The sequence below is a fragment of the Acinetobacter sp. IRS14 genome (assembly GCF_034650275.1).
In the GTDB taxonomy this organism is placed as follows: domain Bacteria; phylum Pseudomonadota; class Gammaproteobacteria; order Pseudomonadales; family Moraxellaceae; genus Acinetobacter; species Acinetobacter oleivorans.
On record NZ_JAOVFN010000002.1, the window covers coordinates 97,562 to 112,493 of the forward strand.

General features: G+C 41.1%; 17 protein-coding genes. 4 read left to right on the forward strand and 13 right to left on the reverse strand.

Annotated elements, in window-relative coordinates; all coding sequences use genetic code 11:
- The first annotated feature begins 116 nt into the window (after positions 1-116).
- From rsgA to secB, 4 genes are all read left to right on the forward strand, one after another.
- Complete coding sequence (rsgA, locus tag ODQ17_RS02685; protein ID WP_005302303.1) at positions 117-1,178, forward strand: small ribosomal subunit biogenesis GTPase RsgA; 1,062 nt, start codon at positions 117-119, stop codon at positions 1,176-1,178.
- Positions 1,179-1,275: 97 nt separating this feature from the next.
- Entirely contained in the window at positions 1,276-1,692 is a 417-nt protein-coding gene (locus tag ODQ17_RS02690) for a rhodanese-like domain-containing protein (RefSeq protein ID WP_004794673.1), read from the forward strand.
- Positions 1,693-1,703: 11 nt separating this feature from the next.
- Positions 1,704-1,961 carry a glutaredoxin 3 gene (gene grxC / locus ODQ17_RS02695; protein ID WP_002114715.1) on the forward strand — a complete coding sequence of 86 codons (258 nt, stop codon included), beginning with the start codon at positions 1,704-1,706 and terminating at the stop codon, positions 1,959-1,961.
- Positions 1,962-1,988: 27 nt separating this feature from the next.
- The gene (gene secB / locus ODQ17_RS02700) at positions 1,989-2,441 is read left to right on the forward strand and encodes a protein-export chaperone SecB (RefSeq protein WP_003654925.1); all 453 of its coding nucleotides are present in this window, start codon (positions 1,989-1,991) and stop codon (positions 2,439-2,441) included.
- A 69-nt stretch (positions 2,442-2,510) separates the two neighbouring features.
- Here the strand turns inward: secB and ODQ17_RS02705 are convergent, their stop codons facing one another.
- The 13 genes from ODQ17_RS02705 to ODQ17_RS02765 are packed head-to-tail and all read right to left on the reverse strand — an operon-like array spanning position 2,511 to position 14,930.
- Complete coding sequence (locus tag ODQ17_RS02705; RefSeq protein ID WP_322901585.1) at positions 2,511-3,167, reverse strand: 4'-phosphopantetheinyl transferase family protein; 657 nt, start codon at positions 3,165-3,167, stop codon at positions 2,511-2,513.
- Positions 3,168-3,191: 24 nt separating this feature from the next.
- On the reverse strand, positions 3,192-3,626 hold the full coding sequence (locus ODQ17_RS02710; protein WP_004794675.1) for a hypothetical protein: 435 nt from the start codon (positions 3,624-3,626) through the stop codon (positions 3,192-3,194).
- Positions 3,627-3,637: 11 nt separating this feature from the next.
- Positions 3,638-4,864, reverse strand: coding sequence for a beta-ketoacyl-ACP synthase (locus ODQ17_RS02715; RefSeq protein WP_322901588.1), 1,227 nt, complete (start codon positions 4,862-4,864; stop codon positions 3,638-3,640).
- Positions 4,864-5,589 (reverse strand): 3-ketoacyl-ACP reductase FabG2, encoded by a 726-nt coding sequence (locus tag ODQ17_RS02720; RefSeq protein WP_151767336.1) that lies wholly within the window; start codon positions 5,587-5,589, stop codon positions 4,864-4,866. The genes ODQ17_RS02715 and ODQ17_RS02720 overlap by 1 nt, the downstream gene beginning before the upstream one ends.
- Positions 5,590-5,612: 23 nt before the next feature.
- On the reverse strand, positions 5,613-6,038 hold the full coding sequence (locus ODQ17_RS02725) for an ApeP family dehydratase (protein WP_000762337.1): 426 nt from the start codon (positions 6,036-6,038) through the stop codon (positions 5,613-5,615).
- Complete coding sequence (locus tag ODQ17_RS02730; protein WP_322901592.1) at positions 6,038-7,240, reverse strand: beta-ketoacyl-[acyl-carrier-protein] synthase family protein; 1,203 nt, start codon at positions 7,238-7,240, stop codon at positions 6,038-6,040. The genes ODQ17_RS02725 and ODQ17_RS02730 overlap by 1 nt, the downstream gene beginning before the upstream one ends.
- On the reverse strand, positions 7,237-7,782 hold the full coding sequence (locus tag ODQ17_RS02735) for a DUF3261 domain-containing protein (RefSeq protein WP_322901594.1): 546 nt from the start codon (positions 7,780-7,782) through the stop codon (positions 7,237-7,239). Before ODQ17_RS02735 ends, ODQ17_RS02730 begins: the two co-directional genes overlap by 4 nt.
- A gap of 2 nt (positions 7,783-7,784) precedes the next feature.
- Complete coding sequence (locus ODQ17_RS02740) at positions 7,785-9,080, reverse strand: NAD(P)/FAD-dependent oxidoreductase (protein ID WP_322901596.1); 1,296 nt, start codon at positions 9,078-9,080, stop codon at positions 7,785-7,787.
- A 29-nt stretch (positions 9,081-9,109) separates the two neighbouring features.
- Positions 9,110-11,425 carry an MMPL family transporter gene (locus ODQ17_RS02745; RefSeq protein ID WP_322901597.1) on the reverse strand — a complete coding sequence of 772 codons (2,316 nt, stop codon included), beginning with the start codon at positions 11,423-11,425 and terminating at the stop codon, positions 9,110-9,112.
- Entirely contained in the window at positions 11,400-12,029 is a 630-nt protein-coding gene (locus ODQ17_RS02750; protein ID WP_004794688.1) for a LolA family protein, read from the reverse strand. The genes ODQ17_RS02745 and ODQ17_RS02750 overlap by 26 nt, the downstream gene beginning before the upstream one ends.
- A complete protein-coding gene (locus ODQ17_RS02755) occupies positions 12,029-12,457 on the reverse strand; it encodes an acyl-CoA thioesterase (protein WP_000542808.1) in 429 nt (142 codons plus the stop codon). Before ODQ17_RS02755 ends, ODQ17_RS02750 begins: the two co-directional genes overlap by 1 nt.
- A gap of 9 nt (positions 12,458-12,466) precedes the next feature.
- Entirely contained in the window at positions 12,467-14,002 is a 1,536-nt protein-coding gene (locus tag ODQ17_RS02760; RefSeq protein WP_322901599.1) for an HAL/PAL/TAL family ammonia-lyase, read from the reverse strand.
- A gap of 1 nt (position 14,003) precedes the next feature.
- Positions 14,004-14,930 (reverse strand): LpxL/LpxP family acyltransferase, encoded by a 927-nt coding sequence (locus tag ODQ17_RS02765; RefSeq protein WP_322901601.1) that lies wholly within the window; start codon positions 14,928-14,930, stop codon positions 14,004-14,006.
- Between the last annotated feature and the right edge of the window lie 2 nt (positions 14,931-14,932).

Here is a 14,932-nt window from a genome sequence, read left to right on the forward strand (position 1 = left end):
TTCTAAAATGCCGTAAAAACATCAATAGTAGCAAATTTCTTGCATCTGCGCTGTAATTCTATAGCCGCTTCATGCTATTTTTGCCATCTTCAAACAGTGGTTTTTTTGGGATATGAATGGCTTTAATTCGTAAGCGTCGTTTAACTGAACAACAGCAACGTCGTATTGAAAAACAGCACAAAACTCGCCAAGAAGAGGCCGATACTTCACAAGATCTGGACGGACTCGTTGTACAACATTATGGCCGCCAACTTGAAGTACAAGCACTCTCTGTACCTGAGCATCACCCAGAAAAACCTCAAGTTGCCGAAGGAGAGCCAGAACCTTTCTGGAAACCTATCGAGCTCAAAAGCGTATGGCGCTGTCATACTCGAACAAACTTAGAATTACTTGTGACTGGTGATCGAGTTAAATGGCAAGCTGACCCAAATACGGGTTTAGGTATTATTACAGCCATTCACCCTCGTACCTCTTTACTTACCCGTCCAGACCGTTATCACAAAGTTAAACCTGTGGCAGCAAATATCAGTTTGATTGTGATTGTATTTTCACCGCTTCCTGAACCTGCGCCAACATTAATTGATCGATATTTAGTTGCTTGTGCAGATGCTAATATTCCTGCTCTTTTAGTCCTCAATAAATCTGATTTGTTAACCGAAAATGACCCAATTCTCACATTATTAGAAGAATATAAAACTTTGGGTTATGAAGTGATGATTTGTCAGTCTAAAAAGGGTGATATCTCTGCTTTATCTGAACGTTTAGATGGCGAAACAGTCGCTTTCGTTGGCCAATCGGGTGTAGGAAAAAGTTCTTTAATTAATGTGCTCATTCCAGAAGCAGAGCAAAAAACAAATATTATTTCTGAAAACTCTGCACTTGGTCAGCACACAACAACTTCTACACGTTTAATGAATTTCGGTAAAAATGGCGCGTTAATCGACTCACCGGGAATTCGTGAATTTGGGCTTTGGCATCTTGATTTAGAAAAAATTCGTATGGGCTTTCCAGAAATTGAAGCACATTTGGGTTCTTGCCAATTCCGTAACTGTACCCATACTCATGAAAAGAACTGTGGGTTAAAACACGCTGTAGAATCTGGTGAAATTTTACCACGGCGCCTAGATAGCTTTTTGCGTTTAAATGATGAGATTCAAGAAGCACAGCAAAAAAACTAATTTTCTGTCCGCTTTGCCCTTGAAGTGGTGATTTTGATCACCATCTATATACGCTATACTCTAGGTCAATTTTGTTTTTAATTTTTTTAGGTGACTTGTGGAACGCTGGTTAGAGTTTATGGGGAATCACCCCATTTTGTTTGGTACGCTCGGAGTCTTGGTCGTGTTGTTCTTCATTTTTGAAGGTCAACGTAACGGTCGTAAAATTTCACCACAGTCGCTTGGTATTTTAGTGAAAGCGAAAAATGCCATACTCATCGACTTACGCGATAGTAAAGACTTCCGTGAAGGTCATATTAGTGGTAGCCGCAATATTCCTTTCAGCCAAATTGCAAGTCATGCTGATGAATTAAAAGCAAGTGACCGTCCATTAGTATTTATTTGCAACCTCGGGCAAGTGGCTGGTAGTGCTTTGCAAAAAGTTGCTCACCATGACAGCTATCGACTCGATGGTGGCATTAGTAACTGGAAAGCACAAGGCTTACCTCTTGTAAAAAGCAAACCAAAAGCTTAAGGAGAATTATTATGGCTGCAAATGTCATTGTTTACTCAACTTCTGTATGCCCGTATTGTGTTCGTGCTAAACAGTTACTTGAGCGTAAAGGTGTTGCTTACAAAGAAGTAAATCTTTCTGTTGAAGCACCGGAAGTACGTGTTGAATTAATGCAACGCACTAATCATCGTACTGTCCCACAAATTTTTATTAACGATCAGTTTATTGGTGGTTTTGACCAACTTTATGCTTTAGAGCGTGAAGGTAAACTCGACGAATTATTGGCTTAATCTCGCATCCATATTAAGGAAAAAACAATGAGCGAAGAACAACAAGTTCAACCACAATTAGCTTTAGAGCGTATTTATACAAAAGATATTTCTTTTGAGGTTCCTGGGGCACAGGTTTTTACTAAACAATGGCAACCTGAACTCAATATCAATCTTTCTTCTGCTGCAGAAAAAATTGATCCAACTCATTTTGAAGTTTCTTTAAAAGTTGTGGTACAAGCCGATAACGACAACGAAACAGCGTTCATTGTAGATATCACTCAATCAGGTATTTTCTTGATTGATAACATCGAAGAAGATCGCTTACCGTATATTTTAGGCGCTTATTGCCCAAATATTTTGTTCCCGTTCTTACGTGAAGCGGTAAATGATTTAGTGACTAAAGGTAGCTTCCCACAGTTACTTCTTACACCAATTAACTTTGATGCAGAGTTCGAAGCGAATATGCAACGTGCTCAAGCTGTTGAAGGTCAAGCTTAATTTTATAGCTTGCTCTAAACTAAAAAAACCGCGTAATTCGCGGTTTTTTTATGTCTGCTATTTCGCTTATTAAACATCAAGTGAATGAAGCTGAATTGTAGGAAACTGAAAACCACGGCAAGATAATTCTGAACGCCATGCCACTGTTAAAATCATATTACCCACAACGAAGTTTTGATAAGCAAATGTCCCGATCAGTAGATGAGAACATATTCCGCCACGGTCTGTAGGATGTGCTTGAGTATTTAAAGTATTTAAATCTAAACGGATACCAAGGCCTGAAGCTTTTAGAACAGCCTCTTTAGTTGTCCAGACTTTAAACCAATATTCTCTATCTTGTTCTAGACTTTGCCATGTTGCATATTCATCGGGATGAAATGCATGCTGCGCTAGAGCTTCCAAACGTACTTTACGGTCTAACTCTTCAACGTCTATACCGATATCTTTAACATGCTGACTCATCGCTAAAGCATAGTATTGTTGACTATGAGAATGATTAAAATCTAAATCGTGATTCAATAAATATGGCTTGCCATGCTCATGCTTTGCAAACTCCAAATCCGTTATTGTAATTTGTAATCTCTGTGCTATCAGCTCATTTCTAATATTATGTATTTGCTGTTTTTTATAATGATTAAATGTACTGAAGTCTGGAAAATCTTGTTTAGATTTTAAAAGAAGCTGGGACAATGTCTGTGTGTAGACTTCAATATTACGTTTAGACATTATCCCGACCTTATTTAAAATTAATTAGAATTTAACCACGTCGCCTTTTAAGGTAACACCCGCCATCATGGCGCCTTTATAGCAATCGTAAGTTGTCGTACTTGTAGTTTCATTGGCTTTAAAATAGCTCACAATATTGGTAACTGCATTTGCACCTTGTGCTTTAGCATTGTTTTGCATTTGGATCAGTGCTGAACGTAAAACCCAGTCACAAGACGTTGCTGCTGACTTACCAAAACCATTGGTTTTTTTATTGGTTACCGCATCTTTTTGAATGATTTTACCGCCAGACTTTGTACCCTTTAAATAAAACTTTACTGAACCATCTAAAGTCCCATCTGCAACTGCACGGTCTACAGCTTCTTTAAAATTTAACTGATGTACTTCATCTCCAGCCTGAACAGTGGCAGTAAAGCCCGCACTTAGCATTGCTACAAATAAAAGTTTTTTATTTAACATTGTTGTGTTCCTTATTGTTTAACAAGTTTAAAAATAAGCGAAGTATTAATTCCGCCAAAAGCAAAGTTATTGCTCATAATAATGTCAGCATCCAAAGTTCTCGGTTGCTGAACGATATAATCTAGATCACCGCACAATGGGTCGATTTCATCTAGGTTTAAAGTTGGAATGAAACGGCCACGATTCATCATTTCAATGCTCAGCCAAGCTTCAATAGCTCCACACGCCCCCAGCGTATGTCCAAAGTAGCTTTTTAAAGAGCTTATTGGTTTACGTCCTAAAACTGTTGCTGTCGCCTGACTTTCAGCCACATCCCCCTGATCAGTTGAGGTGCCGTGCGCATTTACATAAGCGATGTCTTTAGCCTCTACAGATGCGTCTTTAAGAGCCAATTGCATACAACGCCCCATCATCTCGGCGTCTGGTTTAGTTACATGTTGACCATCGGTGTTGCTACCGTAGCCAATCACCTCTGCATAGATATGAGCACCTCGGGCTTTGGCATGTTCGTATTCTTCTAAAATTAAACAGCCTGCCCCTTCACCAATCACCAATCCATCTCGCTTGGCATCAAATGGACGCGGTGTTTTTTCTGGTTGGTCATTCATGCCACTAGTCGCAAACAATACATCAAAAACCGCTGCACCTGCTGCACTGAGTTCCTCAGCACCACCCGCAATCATGACCTGTTGTTTGCCATATTTAATTGCTTCATAGGCTTGCCCAATGGCCATAGAGCCAGAAGTACATGCACTTGAGGTCGGTAAAGTTAAGCCTTTTAGACCAAAATATACGGTCATGTTCACCGCACTGGTGTGGGCCATCATACGAATATAGGTTGTTGCATTGATCTTACTCATGCTCTGATGAAGCAACATGCTAGCAAACTCACCTACGGCCTCTACACTACCCGCAGAAGAACCAAAAGCAACACCGGCTTCGCCACTAGACAAAATTTCATGCCCAAGCAAACCAGCATTTTGTAAAGCAGTTTCGGCACAAACCACAGACATGAGCGCTACACGCCCCATCCCGCGGGTAACCTTACGGTTAAAATGTTTTGGAACATGGAATGTTTCAACCGGGCCAGCAAGCTTAGTCCGAAGATCAACATATTGCTCCCACTCTGGCATGTAGCGTATACCACTTTTGGCAGCATCAAATCGAGCAAAGATCTCATCGGAGGTTTCACCTAAAGAGGTAATTCCTGCCATTCCTGTCACGACCACACGTTTCATCAGATCAATCCCCCATTCACAGAGATCACCTGTCGAGTTACATAAGAGGCTTCATCTGAACACAAGAATTTTACTACGCTCGCCACTTCATCGACCTGCCCCATGCGTTGCAACGGAATCATTTTAAGCGCATGTTCTTTGACTTCATCTGTCACCATTTCAGTTTCGATCAACCCTGGTGCAACACAGTTAACAGTAATTTTTCGCTTCGCTAATTCGAGGGCCAAAGCCTTGGTCGCACCAATCAATCCTGCTTTTGCAGCACTATAGTTAACCTGACCACGGTTACCCATAATCCCAGAAACCGAAGATAACGTGACGATACGGCCACCTTTACGTAAATGAATCATTGGCATAACTAATGGTTTTAATACGTTATAAAAACCGTCTAGGGACGTTGAAATAACTTCATCCCAATCTTGATCGGTGAGTGCAGGAAAAGCTCCATCATGAGTAAGACCTGCATTCAATACAACGCCATAGAAAGCGCCATGCTGCTCTACATCTTGTTCTAGAATCTGTTGAACAGTTTGGCGTTCATTTACATCAAACATTAGATAATGGCTATTTTGTCCTAATGCTTGAATCTCTTGTACGACTTGCTCAGCCTCTGCCTGACGCGAACGTGCATGTACGGTCACATCAAAACCAGCCTTTGCTAGTTGTAATGCAATCGCTTTCCCAATTCCTCGACTTGAACCTGTTACTAAAATTCGTCTTGTCACAATGTATTCCTAATTCTTTGTGGTTATTCAAATGGTGATTCTGTTGGTTCAAATACACTTAACGTTGCCTGAATGCAGTGCTCAGCATATTGAATTTCACAGGAAAATTGCCCAAGGCCTTCATGAAAATATTGTTGTTCTATTTGAATGATCAATCGAGAACCCAAGGCGAAATAAGGAATCGGTAGATTTAACTTACGCGTTCCCAATAAAAAACCGACTTTTGGCGCTTGTTTTGACTGCTGACCTTGCCAGCCTGAATAAGCACTAATCGTTTGTGCCATAATTTCAATGCTTGCCCATGTCGGCAAACCTTCTGCTTCACAAAACATCAGCTCTGGCGTAATCGTGAGTTCTGCTTGCGCCCGCCCTTCTGCAACCTCAGTTAAATGGTCGATAAATACCATCGGTTGCTCATGAGGAATATATTGAATTGCATCTAGTTTCACTAGGGCTTCACTCCAAAAACAAGACTAATATTACTTCCCCCAAAAGCGAAAGAATTACTCATGACATAGCGGATGGGCTGTTTTAGTTCGGCATTTTGCACATAGTTTTGGTCAGCCAAATCTAGGTCGACCTCAACACTTTGATGTAAAGGCAACCAATTTTGATCTTTTAAAACTTGCTCACAAATAAAAGCTTCTATGGCACCAGCAGCACCGAGACAATGTCCCGTTTTATGTTTTGTACTACTTAAAGCCACTGGGTAATCCCTAAAAACTTGTCTTACAGCCTTAATTTCCATTGCGTCATTTTGTGGAGTTGCTGTTCCATGCAAATTGATATAACCCACCTCTTGAGCGGAAATATGTGCCATATCTAATGCACGTTGCATAGCTAAAGCGGCACCTTTGCCTTCAGGGTGCGGGGCTGAAATGTGCCATGCATCCATGGACTCACCCGCCCCCATTAACATGACAGGTGCTTGTTCTTTACTTAGTACAAAAAACGCAGCGGCTTCACCAATATTAATACCATCACGGTTTAGACCGCAGGGTTGGCAAATATGTTCAGATAAACTTTCTAGGCTATTAAACCCATTTAGGGTCAACTTGCACAAGGTATCGACACCACCAACCAGCACAACATCTGCTAAATCTGCGTGAAGTAATCTCTGCCCTGCAGCTAATGCTTTAGCGCTTGAAGAACAAGCTGTCGAAATCGTATATGCTGGCCCTTCCCATCCTAAGTACTGCTGTAATGCTTTCCCTAAACAGCTCATTTCTTGGGGATAGTGTGATATCGATAGATCTGTTTGCCCTTGAAAATATTGCTTAAGTAATAATTCATTATCTGCAATACCAGAGGTAGATGTGCCTACCACAATGGCTAAACGTTTATTTTCAAAGGATGCTGTATAGCCTTTTAACTCTGTTTCAATTTTAGATAATGCGGTTAAGGCAAAGCGTAGATTACGTGAATCTACAGACTGTAAAGCATCAGGTACGCTCGAACATAATGGATGCGTATATTGTCCCACCCAAACATCATGATCAGCGATTAGATCATTACGTAAAGTTAAGGTTTGCTGAGGCTGTTGTAATGCTTGTTTAATTTGATTAAGTTCGCAGCCTAATGCAGATAAACCAACACTAAATTGTATGCCTACTGCCATTGGAGCTGCATTTGCTGAAGGTAAATGTTTCATGGCGTAGAACTTTCTTCTGTTTGCAAGGTGTTCTCAATCGAACTCAGCGTCATGGTATAAGGGACTTGTTCATTAATCAATTCAATGCTTCCTTGTCCCTGTTCAAGCTGCAACACAGGTTGCTTTTCAATATAAACAACCTGCTTGTCTGCTTGTTGTTTCATCTCTACAGCTTGCTGCCCTAAATGCGAAAACTGAGGGTATGTCGCAAACAAAAGGTCACGCACCACAAACTCAAAAGGCAATAAACGCATTTGATCAATACGTTGTTCAACATGAACCCGATGCCCATCAAACTGTAGCTTAAATAATTGCTGGCCTGTTAGGCTCAAAGCGACCATATCCAGTACAGCACCCTTTTGCTGTTGATATAACAAGAAGCTAAAACTTTGCTGCTTCCACTGAACTTCAACTTGATCTTGCCTTTGATAAGTCTGAGCCTGCCATAGAGGACTTTGCAGCCCTTTGGCATGTGGCATGACCTGACAACCATTTAAAAATATAAAGCTACTGAGTAATATCGTTGCCCATTTGCGTTGCATGGTTATCCCTCAAGTACCTGTTCTTGCGCCAAGCCTTCACGACAATATTCTGCCAAAGTGTTGAGTCTACGTTTAGCATTTTTATGAATCGGATTTTTTTCATCCCACGCATAACCAGCCAATAATGAAGAAATCATACGGCGAATACCTTCATTCTGATTTTGTGAGAACACCACATCTTGGAACTCGCCTTCGTACCATGACTCAACATAGGCACGAAATACCTGAATGCCGCGGCGTAATGGTTTTTCATATTCTTCTAACCAGTCGACTTGCTGACCTTGCAAAACTCGCTCAACCAAAGGAACCGCCAAACTTGAAGATTTAAGAGCAATCGTCACACCTGATGAAAAGACTGGATCAAGAAACTCACCCGCATTACCTAATAGCGCATAGTTGCGGTCTGCCAAGTGTTTTACATTCGCTGAGTAGCCCACCAAAGTACGCACTGGTGTATCAAACTTTGCATGGCGCAAGACATCTGACAAGCTTGATTCATCAGCCAAAATACGCTTAAACATTGCCTCTGGTTCATTATCTTCAGCATTTTCGACCGTGTATTTGTCAAAAAATTCTTGTTCTGCAACGACACCGAAAGAAGCACGCCCATCAGCAAATGGAATTAACCAATACCATGCACGGTGATCTTTTTCATGGACAGTAATTAAAATTTTATTACGATCAAATTCTGGGTCATCTGTAATACCATCTTCAATATGGGTAAACAGTGCACGTCGTACCGGAAAATTTGATGGGCTCTCTAAATCTAATAACTTTGGCAAAATTCGTCCAAAGCCACTCGCATCTAACAAGAATTTAGTTTGAATCTGATAACGCTGTTGTTCTTCATCGATTACTGTAAGTACAGACTGTTCAGATGCAACATCAACATCTAAAACTTCATGTCCAAAGCGTATGTCTGCGCCATAAACTTGAGCCTGTTTTGCTAGCAGGTTGTCAAAATCTGCACGGCGAACTTGCCAAGTTGTTCCCGGACCATCCGTAAATTTTTCTGTAAAGTCATAAAAACTACGCTGTTTGCCACGTAGAAAAGCTGCCCCATTTTTAAATTGAAAAGCATATTGCTCAACATGCTCACTGACTGTTTCTAATAAACCAGCCTCTTCTAAAAATGCCATAGACTGCGGTAGCAATGACTCACCAATCGAAAAACGAGGGAAATGCTGTTTTTCAATGACCGTAACGGTATAGCCCTTTTTTCGAAGAAGTGCAGCAGCAGAACTACCTGATGGCCCAGCCCCAATAATTACGACGTCAATTTTTTCTATAGTGCTCATAGCACAACTTCCTTTTTAATTTATTCAAATTATGAATGGTCTTGTAAATTTACAATATGTTTTTCATCTGCGGGGGTTAATAAAGTCGCATAGATAAACGAGAAAATAACCCCGAATAAAACAGTTAAACCAAAACAATGAATTGCATAAGTATGGCTAAATGAAAGTAATCCAAAGCCAAGTAAGGTCGACATCATACATAAAAATAATGCCATTCCAACTACTTGTGGGTGATCATGTCCATGTCGGTAGAAAATTGCATAGTCGACACCAATCCCAATAATCAGGAAAGTCGCCATAATACTAAATAGGTTAATCTCGACACCTAACCATGCCTGAATCGCAAAAGTGCTCAGTAATGCCAAGCTGACTGGCAAGACCAAAGGCACAATCGAACTTAATCCATAAATAAGCGCCAAACCAACTGCCAGACCAATTAAGGCATAAATCAGAAGATGTTGAGCCTGTACTCGATGTTCAGCAAACATTTGCGACATTTCGGTAATCGGTTGTTGGAAATGTATATGCTCATTCTGAAGCTGCTTTAACACTTCAGGCTGTTTTGCCCCTGTCACCATCACTAATCGTTCATTGGTTTGAGGCTGTAAAAAAGCTAATGGGTGATCTTTAAATACAGAAAAATCTAATAACGGTTGTGTCGCCAGTTGCTGTTGCCACTGTAAAACATCATTAACATTTAGCCCCATGCTTTGTGCATACTGCTGCAAAGTCGCTTTTGGAATATTTCTTAATAGTTGTAGATTATTTTGCTGGTCTGCCAATGGTGGAATCCATTGTCCCAAAGCTTGAAATGCACTGATTTTCCCTTGTGACTGTAACTGTTGCAAATTTCCAATCAGTTGCTGCTCTTGTTGCTGCATTTCATTTGCCGATGCTGCACGCACCACAAAATAATCACTACTTTGTTGCTGGCCAAATTGCTCACGAACCGCTTGGTCTTGCTGTTTTAAGCTCGCGTCCATACCTTGTAAATTACGAATATCATCGTTACTTTTAAGATAGAAAAGACTCGCCGTACCTACTGCTAAAATGATTGCAATCAAGCTATAACGGACTGTGGTTCGTTGCTGAAACCATAACCGTGCGTGTCCAATCCATGACAGTGCTTTTATTGCTGGCTGGGCATTGAGTGCGGGTAATCTTGGTAATAGCAGAACACTACTGATCCACGCCGCAGTTAATCCTACAATTGAAAAGACTGCAATCTGCTTAAACCCAGGAAACGGAGTAAAACTCAAAAAGATGTAAGCAACCAATGTGGTCATTAAGCCCATAAACAAACTTGGTAATAGCGGTTTTAGAATTTGAAAACCACCAAGCTTTCTATGCTGCGATTGCATCGCCATAAAATAAAATGAAAAGTCGACACAGACACCAATCAGACTTGCACCAAACACTAATGTCATCAGGTGAATTTCACCAAACACCCAATGTGTGACCGCAAATGCTACAAAGCTTCCAGTCGAAACTGCAATAAACTCGGTCGCCAAAGGTCGCAGTGAGCGAAAGCCGAACCAAACCAGAAAAATTAAGCCCAATGTCGAACCAACACCAATGGTTGAGATTTCCTGTTTAGCCGATTGCGTCCCAAAATTTGAAAATAAAATAGTTCCAGTCCAATGAGATTTTAATCCCATTGCAGCTAACTTTTGCTTAGTTTGCTCAATCCAAGTAGAGGTCTGTTCTTGGTAATCAATATTGTATGGGCTTTGCGTCAACTGTAATACGAAAAGCCGAGAGATACCTTGCTCATGATGAATTGTGGCAAAACCCTGCTCCATTTCAATATCTTGTTGTGATGGCGTTGCCAACTGCATGGCATAACGAGGGAACAATAATAGCGGGTCTTGCTTAAGTGATTCAGCAGTGACAGGCATGCCTGGACTCATCATCTGCATCAAACTTTGTTCAGTCAGCGCAGCATAATCCTTTTTTTTCAATAAGGCTTGATCTTGAGCACTCAACAATCCTGCTCGATGTTGATACAGCTGTTTTGCAAATTGATCAAAATCAAGTTGTGGCTTCAGCGGTTGCCACAACTGGCTTTGTTTGGCCTGCGCTGTTAAGAAATGAGTCGCTTGTTGTATCGCAGCTTCATCTTTGGCATCTACCACCACAAATACTTTATTGTTGAGTTGCTCATTCATGTACTGCTGAGTACGTGCAAGTTCTGGGTCTTGCTGAACTTTAGGCAATAACGCAAAAATATTGGTTTGAATATGAATATCTTTATTCAGCCACGTCACGCCAAGCCCCACCGCGATCAGTAGCAGAGCAATTAACCAAAGCGCGGTGAACTTATTTTGCCAGTTGGAAAATCGCATGCTCAGCAGCCGTTAGAGTCGTCGGTTGAGAAGTCTGGTGACTAAAGCGAATAGTCGTTAAATTATTCGCTTTCTCGGTAATCACGATTTGGTTAACGTACTGTTGACCTTGAGCATCAACACGCACAAATAACTTTTTAAACAAGCTACTTTTCGGAGTTAGGCTCATACTCCAACCCGCTGGACTATAATTCGCACTTACCACATTAAAATTCTTTGCTAAGGCCTGTTCATTACCAGACATGAGCTGTAAGAATAAAGTCGCGACCGAACTATATGGCGATTGATCAACTTGTATTTGGCTAAATGTACGCTGAGTTTTCTGTACCAATTTGGTTGGGGTAACAATCAAATCTGCTTGCACAGGTCGTTTGATTTGCCACGCTACACCATAAGATTTTGAGAACAACAAAGAGCCATTCGATACAAAAGTTTTATTCAACGACGGCAATTTTTTTTGCTGTTCAAAATCAGCACGAACCGTAGGAGACTGTGATAGTTGCTGAAAAATTTGAGTGATCTGTGTGGGCGCTGCATAGACCGCACTTAAACTGCTCATCCAAACAGCAGCACCTAAACCTAAAGTTTTGATGAATTGAGACATCACGCATTCCTCTTCGGTTGAAACTCAGACCATGCATTCAAGCGATCAAACAAAACCTGTGGCGATTGAAAACACATTTCACGGGCTTCAATATTCACCGCTACCTGTGTGGTATAACCCTTGGTTAAACGTTTTCCTGACTCAGCATCAAAAATCAAATAATCAATTTTCAAACGGTTTTCCCATTCTTTTAAAATGGCTCTAACCCGGATCTTTTGTTCAAACTCAATACCGTATGCATAGCGAACATGGCTTTCAATCACAGGCCATGCATAGCCTGATTCTTTCATCTGCATATAGTTGTAATGAAATTGATCGAGCAATTTACAGCGAGCAATCTCAAAATATTTTAAATAGTGTCCATGCCAAACCACATTCATGGTATCGACATCATGAAATGGAATTTCAATGATTACATCTGCATGCATTGGCTCACCTTATCCCATAAATTCTGGTTGATTAAACAATTCAAGTTGGTCTAAACGATCAATAATCTGTTGTAATTCGGTTTGTAATGGTCGGTCTTCTTCGACAAATGCAAAGCTTTGTAAGGTCCATTGCATAAACGTTTGCAATGTTGGACTTAACTGTGTGGTTAAACCTTTCAGATGAATCGCCTGCACACTTGCGCAGCACAGCGCTGCAATGACTTGCTGTGTTAAGGTAATTACGCGGCTCGCATCACGCGCGGCGATGGTTCCCATACTCACTTTGTCTTGGTTATGACATTCGGTCGAACGTGAAAAAATTGAAGCTGCCAAAGTGTTTTTTAAGGCTTCAGCCGTCCACGCCGATACTCCGATTTGTACCGCTTTAAAACCATGATTCAGCGGCAAACGCTCTGCTGTTGCACCTGTTAAATTACGTGGTAAACCATGATTCATTTTATGATCGACTAGCTGTGCAATCTGTCTATCCATCAGATCAGCAATATTGGCAATCATAATTTTTAAGCTATCCATTGCTTGTGCAATGTGTCCACCGTAAAAATGACCGCCATGCAATACACGCATACCGACTGGATCAATCAATGGATTGTCGTTACTTGAATTCAGTTCATTTTCAATAAACTGACGTAACCATACTTTTGAGTCTTCAAACACACCAATAATGTGTGGTGCACAGCGCAACGAATAACGGTCTTGCAAGCGTGGACTTTGATGTGCCGTTTGTACTTCACTGTTCAGCCAGTCACGTAATTGCTTGGCAATTTGCTGTTGTCCCGGATGGGGTTTTTGTGCAAACAGCACTTCATCAAAATGACTAGGATTACCTTCCAAGGCCAATACATTTAGAGCGGTAATTAGAGTACTTGCAAGTGCAATTTGCTCTGCTTTTTTATAATTTAAACAAGCAATCGCCGTCATCACCGCTGTGCCGTTCATGAGCGCCAAACCTTCTTTAGGTCTAAGCGTTAAAGGCTGCATATTCTTTTCAGTATAGACTTGAGCAATAGGAACAATTTGCCCATCGACATAGACGTCACGCTCACCGACTAAAGTTCCCGCAATGTAAGACAACGGCGTTAAGTCACCACTTGCTCCGACTGAACCTTCAGATGGAATGACTGGAATTACATTTTCATTCAGCAACCAAACTAAGCGTTCCAGCAAAGCGATCGACACGCCTGAATAACCGCGAGCCAATGAACATAAACGTGTCACGACTACTGCACGTGCAGTGATGACATCTAAATTTTCACCTAAACCACAACCATGAAAGCGTGAAAGATGTAGCGGTAGTTCATTAACCTGATGTAATGGCACTTCAACCAAACATGAGTCACCATACCCCGTGGTCACACCGTAGATAACCCCTTCTTCTTCAAGGAGCTGATCGAGAAAATCAGCGCCTTTTTGAATCAGTTCACGCCACTCAGACGTTTCTGGTAAAGCAACCTGACATTCGCCTCTGGCTACAGAAACGACATCTTCAATACTCAGTGGTTGTTCACCTACGGTTAACACACGCATGTTATTTCGTCCAAAAATTATAAAAATTAAACCATTGATAAGGGGCACGCAGACAATGCTGTTCCAGTACGGCAACGTACGTTTTAGTGATGGTTTGCATACTTTCAATACGGTGAGCACGGGGTAAATTGATCTGTTCAGCAATTGAATGAATATGCACTTGAAACTGCTGTTGCACTCGATAGCAAAACACCGCAATAACAGGCACTTTGAGTAAATTTGCTAAAATCCAAGCCCCTTGTGGGAAAGCTGCTGACTCCCCTAAAAAATCAACATGCTGTACACGATCTGACTGCACAGGTACTCGATCTGCCGCCACAATGACCCACTCGCCTTGCTGCATTTTTTCTTGCAGCAACATTGCAGTTTCAATACCCAGCTCATCAACTGATAAAAGACACACATCCGCCTTATCATTTATTTTTTTCAAAAACTCATTAAATTTTGTCGCGTGCTTTTGGTAAACCAGCACATTAATTTTCTGCGGATGCTCTGACTTAATGGCGCGAAGCAATTCAATATTGCCAAAGTGAGAGACAATAATCAGAGCACCTTTTTGATAATGCTGAGAGAAGTTTTCATGTCCAAAAACTTGTAATTCCTGCTCGGGAATATTACCCAACCAGCCCTCAATCTTATCTAAAATACATTCCCCAAATTGCATGAAATGCGCGTAGCTATTTGTCCAATTTGGTTGATGGTTAAACGGCGACTGTGATCCAGCAAAATGATGCAGTTTTTGTAAATAGAGTAAAGAAGCCTGTCTTGCTGTGGCTGCAAATAACCAATACCACATAATGACAAAATACATCACCAACTTGCATAACCAACGTCCACCAAAACGGTAAAACCACAACATCAGCATAAGGGGCAACATACCGCCTCGCTCTTTAATGTCGTTCCATTTTGGTGAAGCTGAATCTGTCATAA

What these genes read in the sequence shown, in the direction of transcription:
- ODQ17_RS02715 (WP_322901588.1), bottom strand. Translation starts at nt 4,864, where the DNA reads ATGAAACGTGTGGTCGTGACAGGAATGGCAGGAATTACCTCTTTAGGT.
- ODQ17_RS02735 (WP_322901594.1), bottom strand. Translation starts at nt 7,782, where the DNA reads ATGCAACGCAAATGGGCAACGATATTACTCAGTAGCTTTATATTTTTA.
- ODQ17_RS02745 (WP_322901597.1), bottom strand. Translation starts at nt 11,425, where the DNA reads ATGCGATTTTCCAACTGGCAAAATAAGTTCACCGCGCTTTGGTTAATT.
- grxC (WP_002114715.1), top strand. Translation starts at nt 1,704, where the DNA reads ATGGCTGCAAATGTCATTGTTTACTCAACTTCTGTATGCCCGTATTGT.
- ODQ17_RS02740 (WP_322901596.1), bottom strand. Translation starts at nt 9,080, where the DNA reads ATGAGCACTATAGAAAAAATTGACGTCGTAATTATTGGGGCTGGGCCA.
- rsgA (WP_005302303.1), top strand. Translation starts at nt 117, where the DNA reads ATGGCTTTAATTCGTAAGCGTCGTTTAACTGAACAACAGCAACGTCGT.
- ODQ17_RS02750 (WP_004794688.1), bottom strand. Translation starts at nt 12,029, where the DNA reads ATGTCTCAATTCATCAAAACTTTAGGTTTAGGTGCTGCTGTTTGGATG.
- ODQ17_RS02710 (WP_004794675.1), bottom strand. Translation starts at nt 3,626, where the DNA reads ATGTTAAATAAAAAACTTTTATTTGTAGCAATGCTAAGTGCGGGCTTT.
- ODQ17_RS02705 (WP_322901585.1), bottom strand. Translation starts at nt 3,167, where the DNA reads ATGTCTAAACGTAATATTGAAGTCTACACACAGACATTGTCCCAGCTT.
- ODQ17_RS02760 (WP_322901599.1), bottom strand. Translation starts at nt 14,002, where the DNA reads ATGCGTGTGTTAACCGTAGGTGAACAACCACTGAGTATTGAAGATGTC.
- ODQ17_RS02730 (WP_322901592.1), bottom strand. Translation starts at nt 7,240, where the DNA reads ATGAAACATTTACCTTCAGCAAATGCAGCTCCAATGGCAGTAGGCATA.
- ODQ17_RS02755 (WP_000542808.1), bottom strand. Translation starts at nt 12,457, where the DNA reads ATGCATGCAGATGTAATCATTGAAATTCCATTTCATGATGTCGATACC.
- secB (WP_003654925.1), top strand. Translation starts at nt 1,989, where the DNA reads ATGAGCGAAGAACAACAAGTTCAACCACAATTAGCTTTAGAGCGTATT.
- ODQ17_RS02765 (WP_322901601.1), bottom strand. Translation starts at nt 14,930, where the DNA reads ATGACAGATTCAGCTTCACCAAAATGGAACGACATTAAAGAGCGAGGC.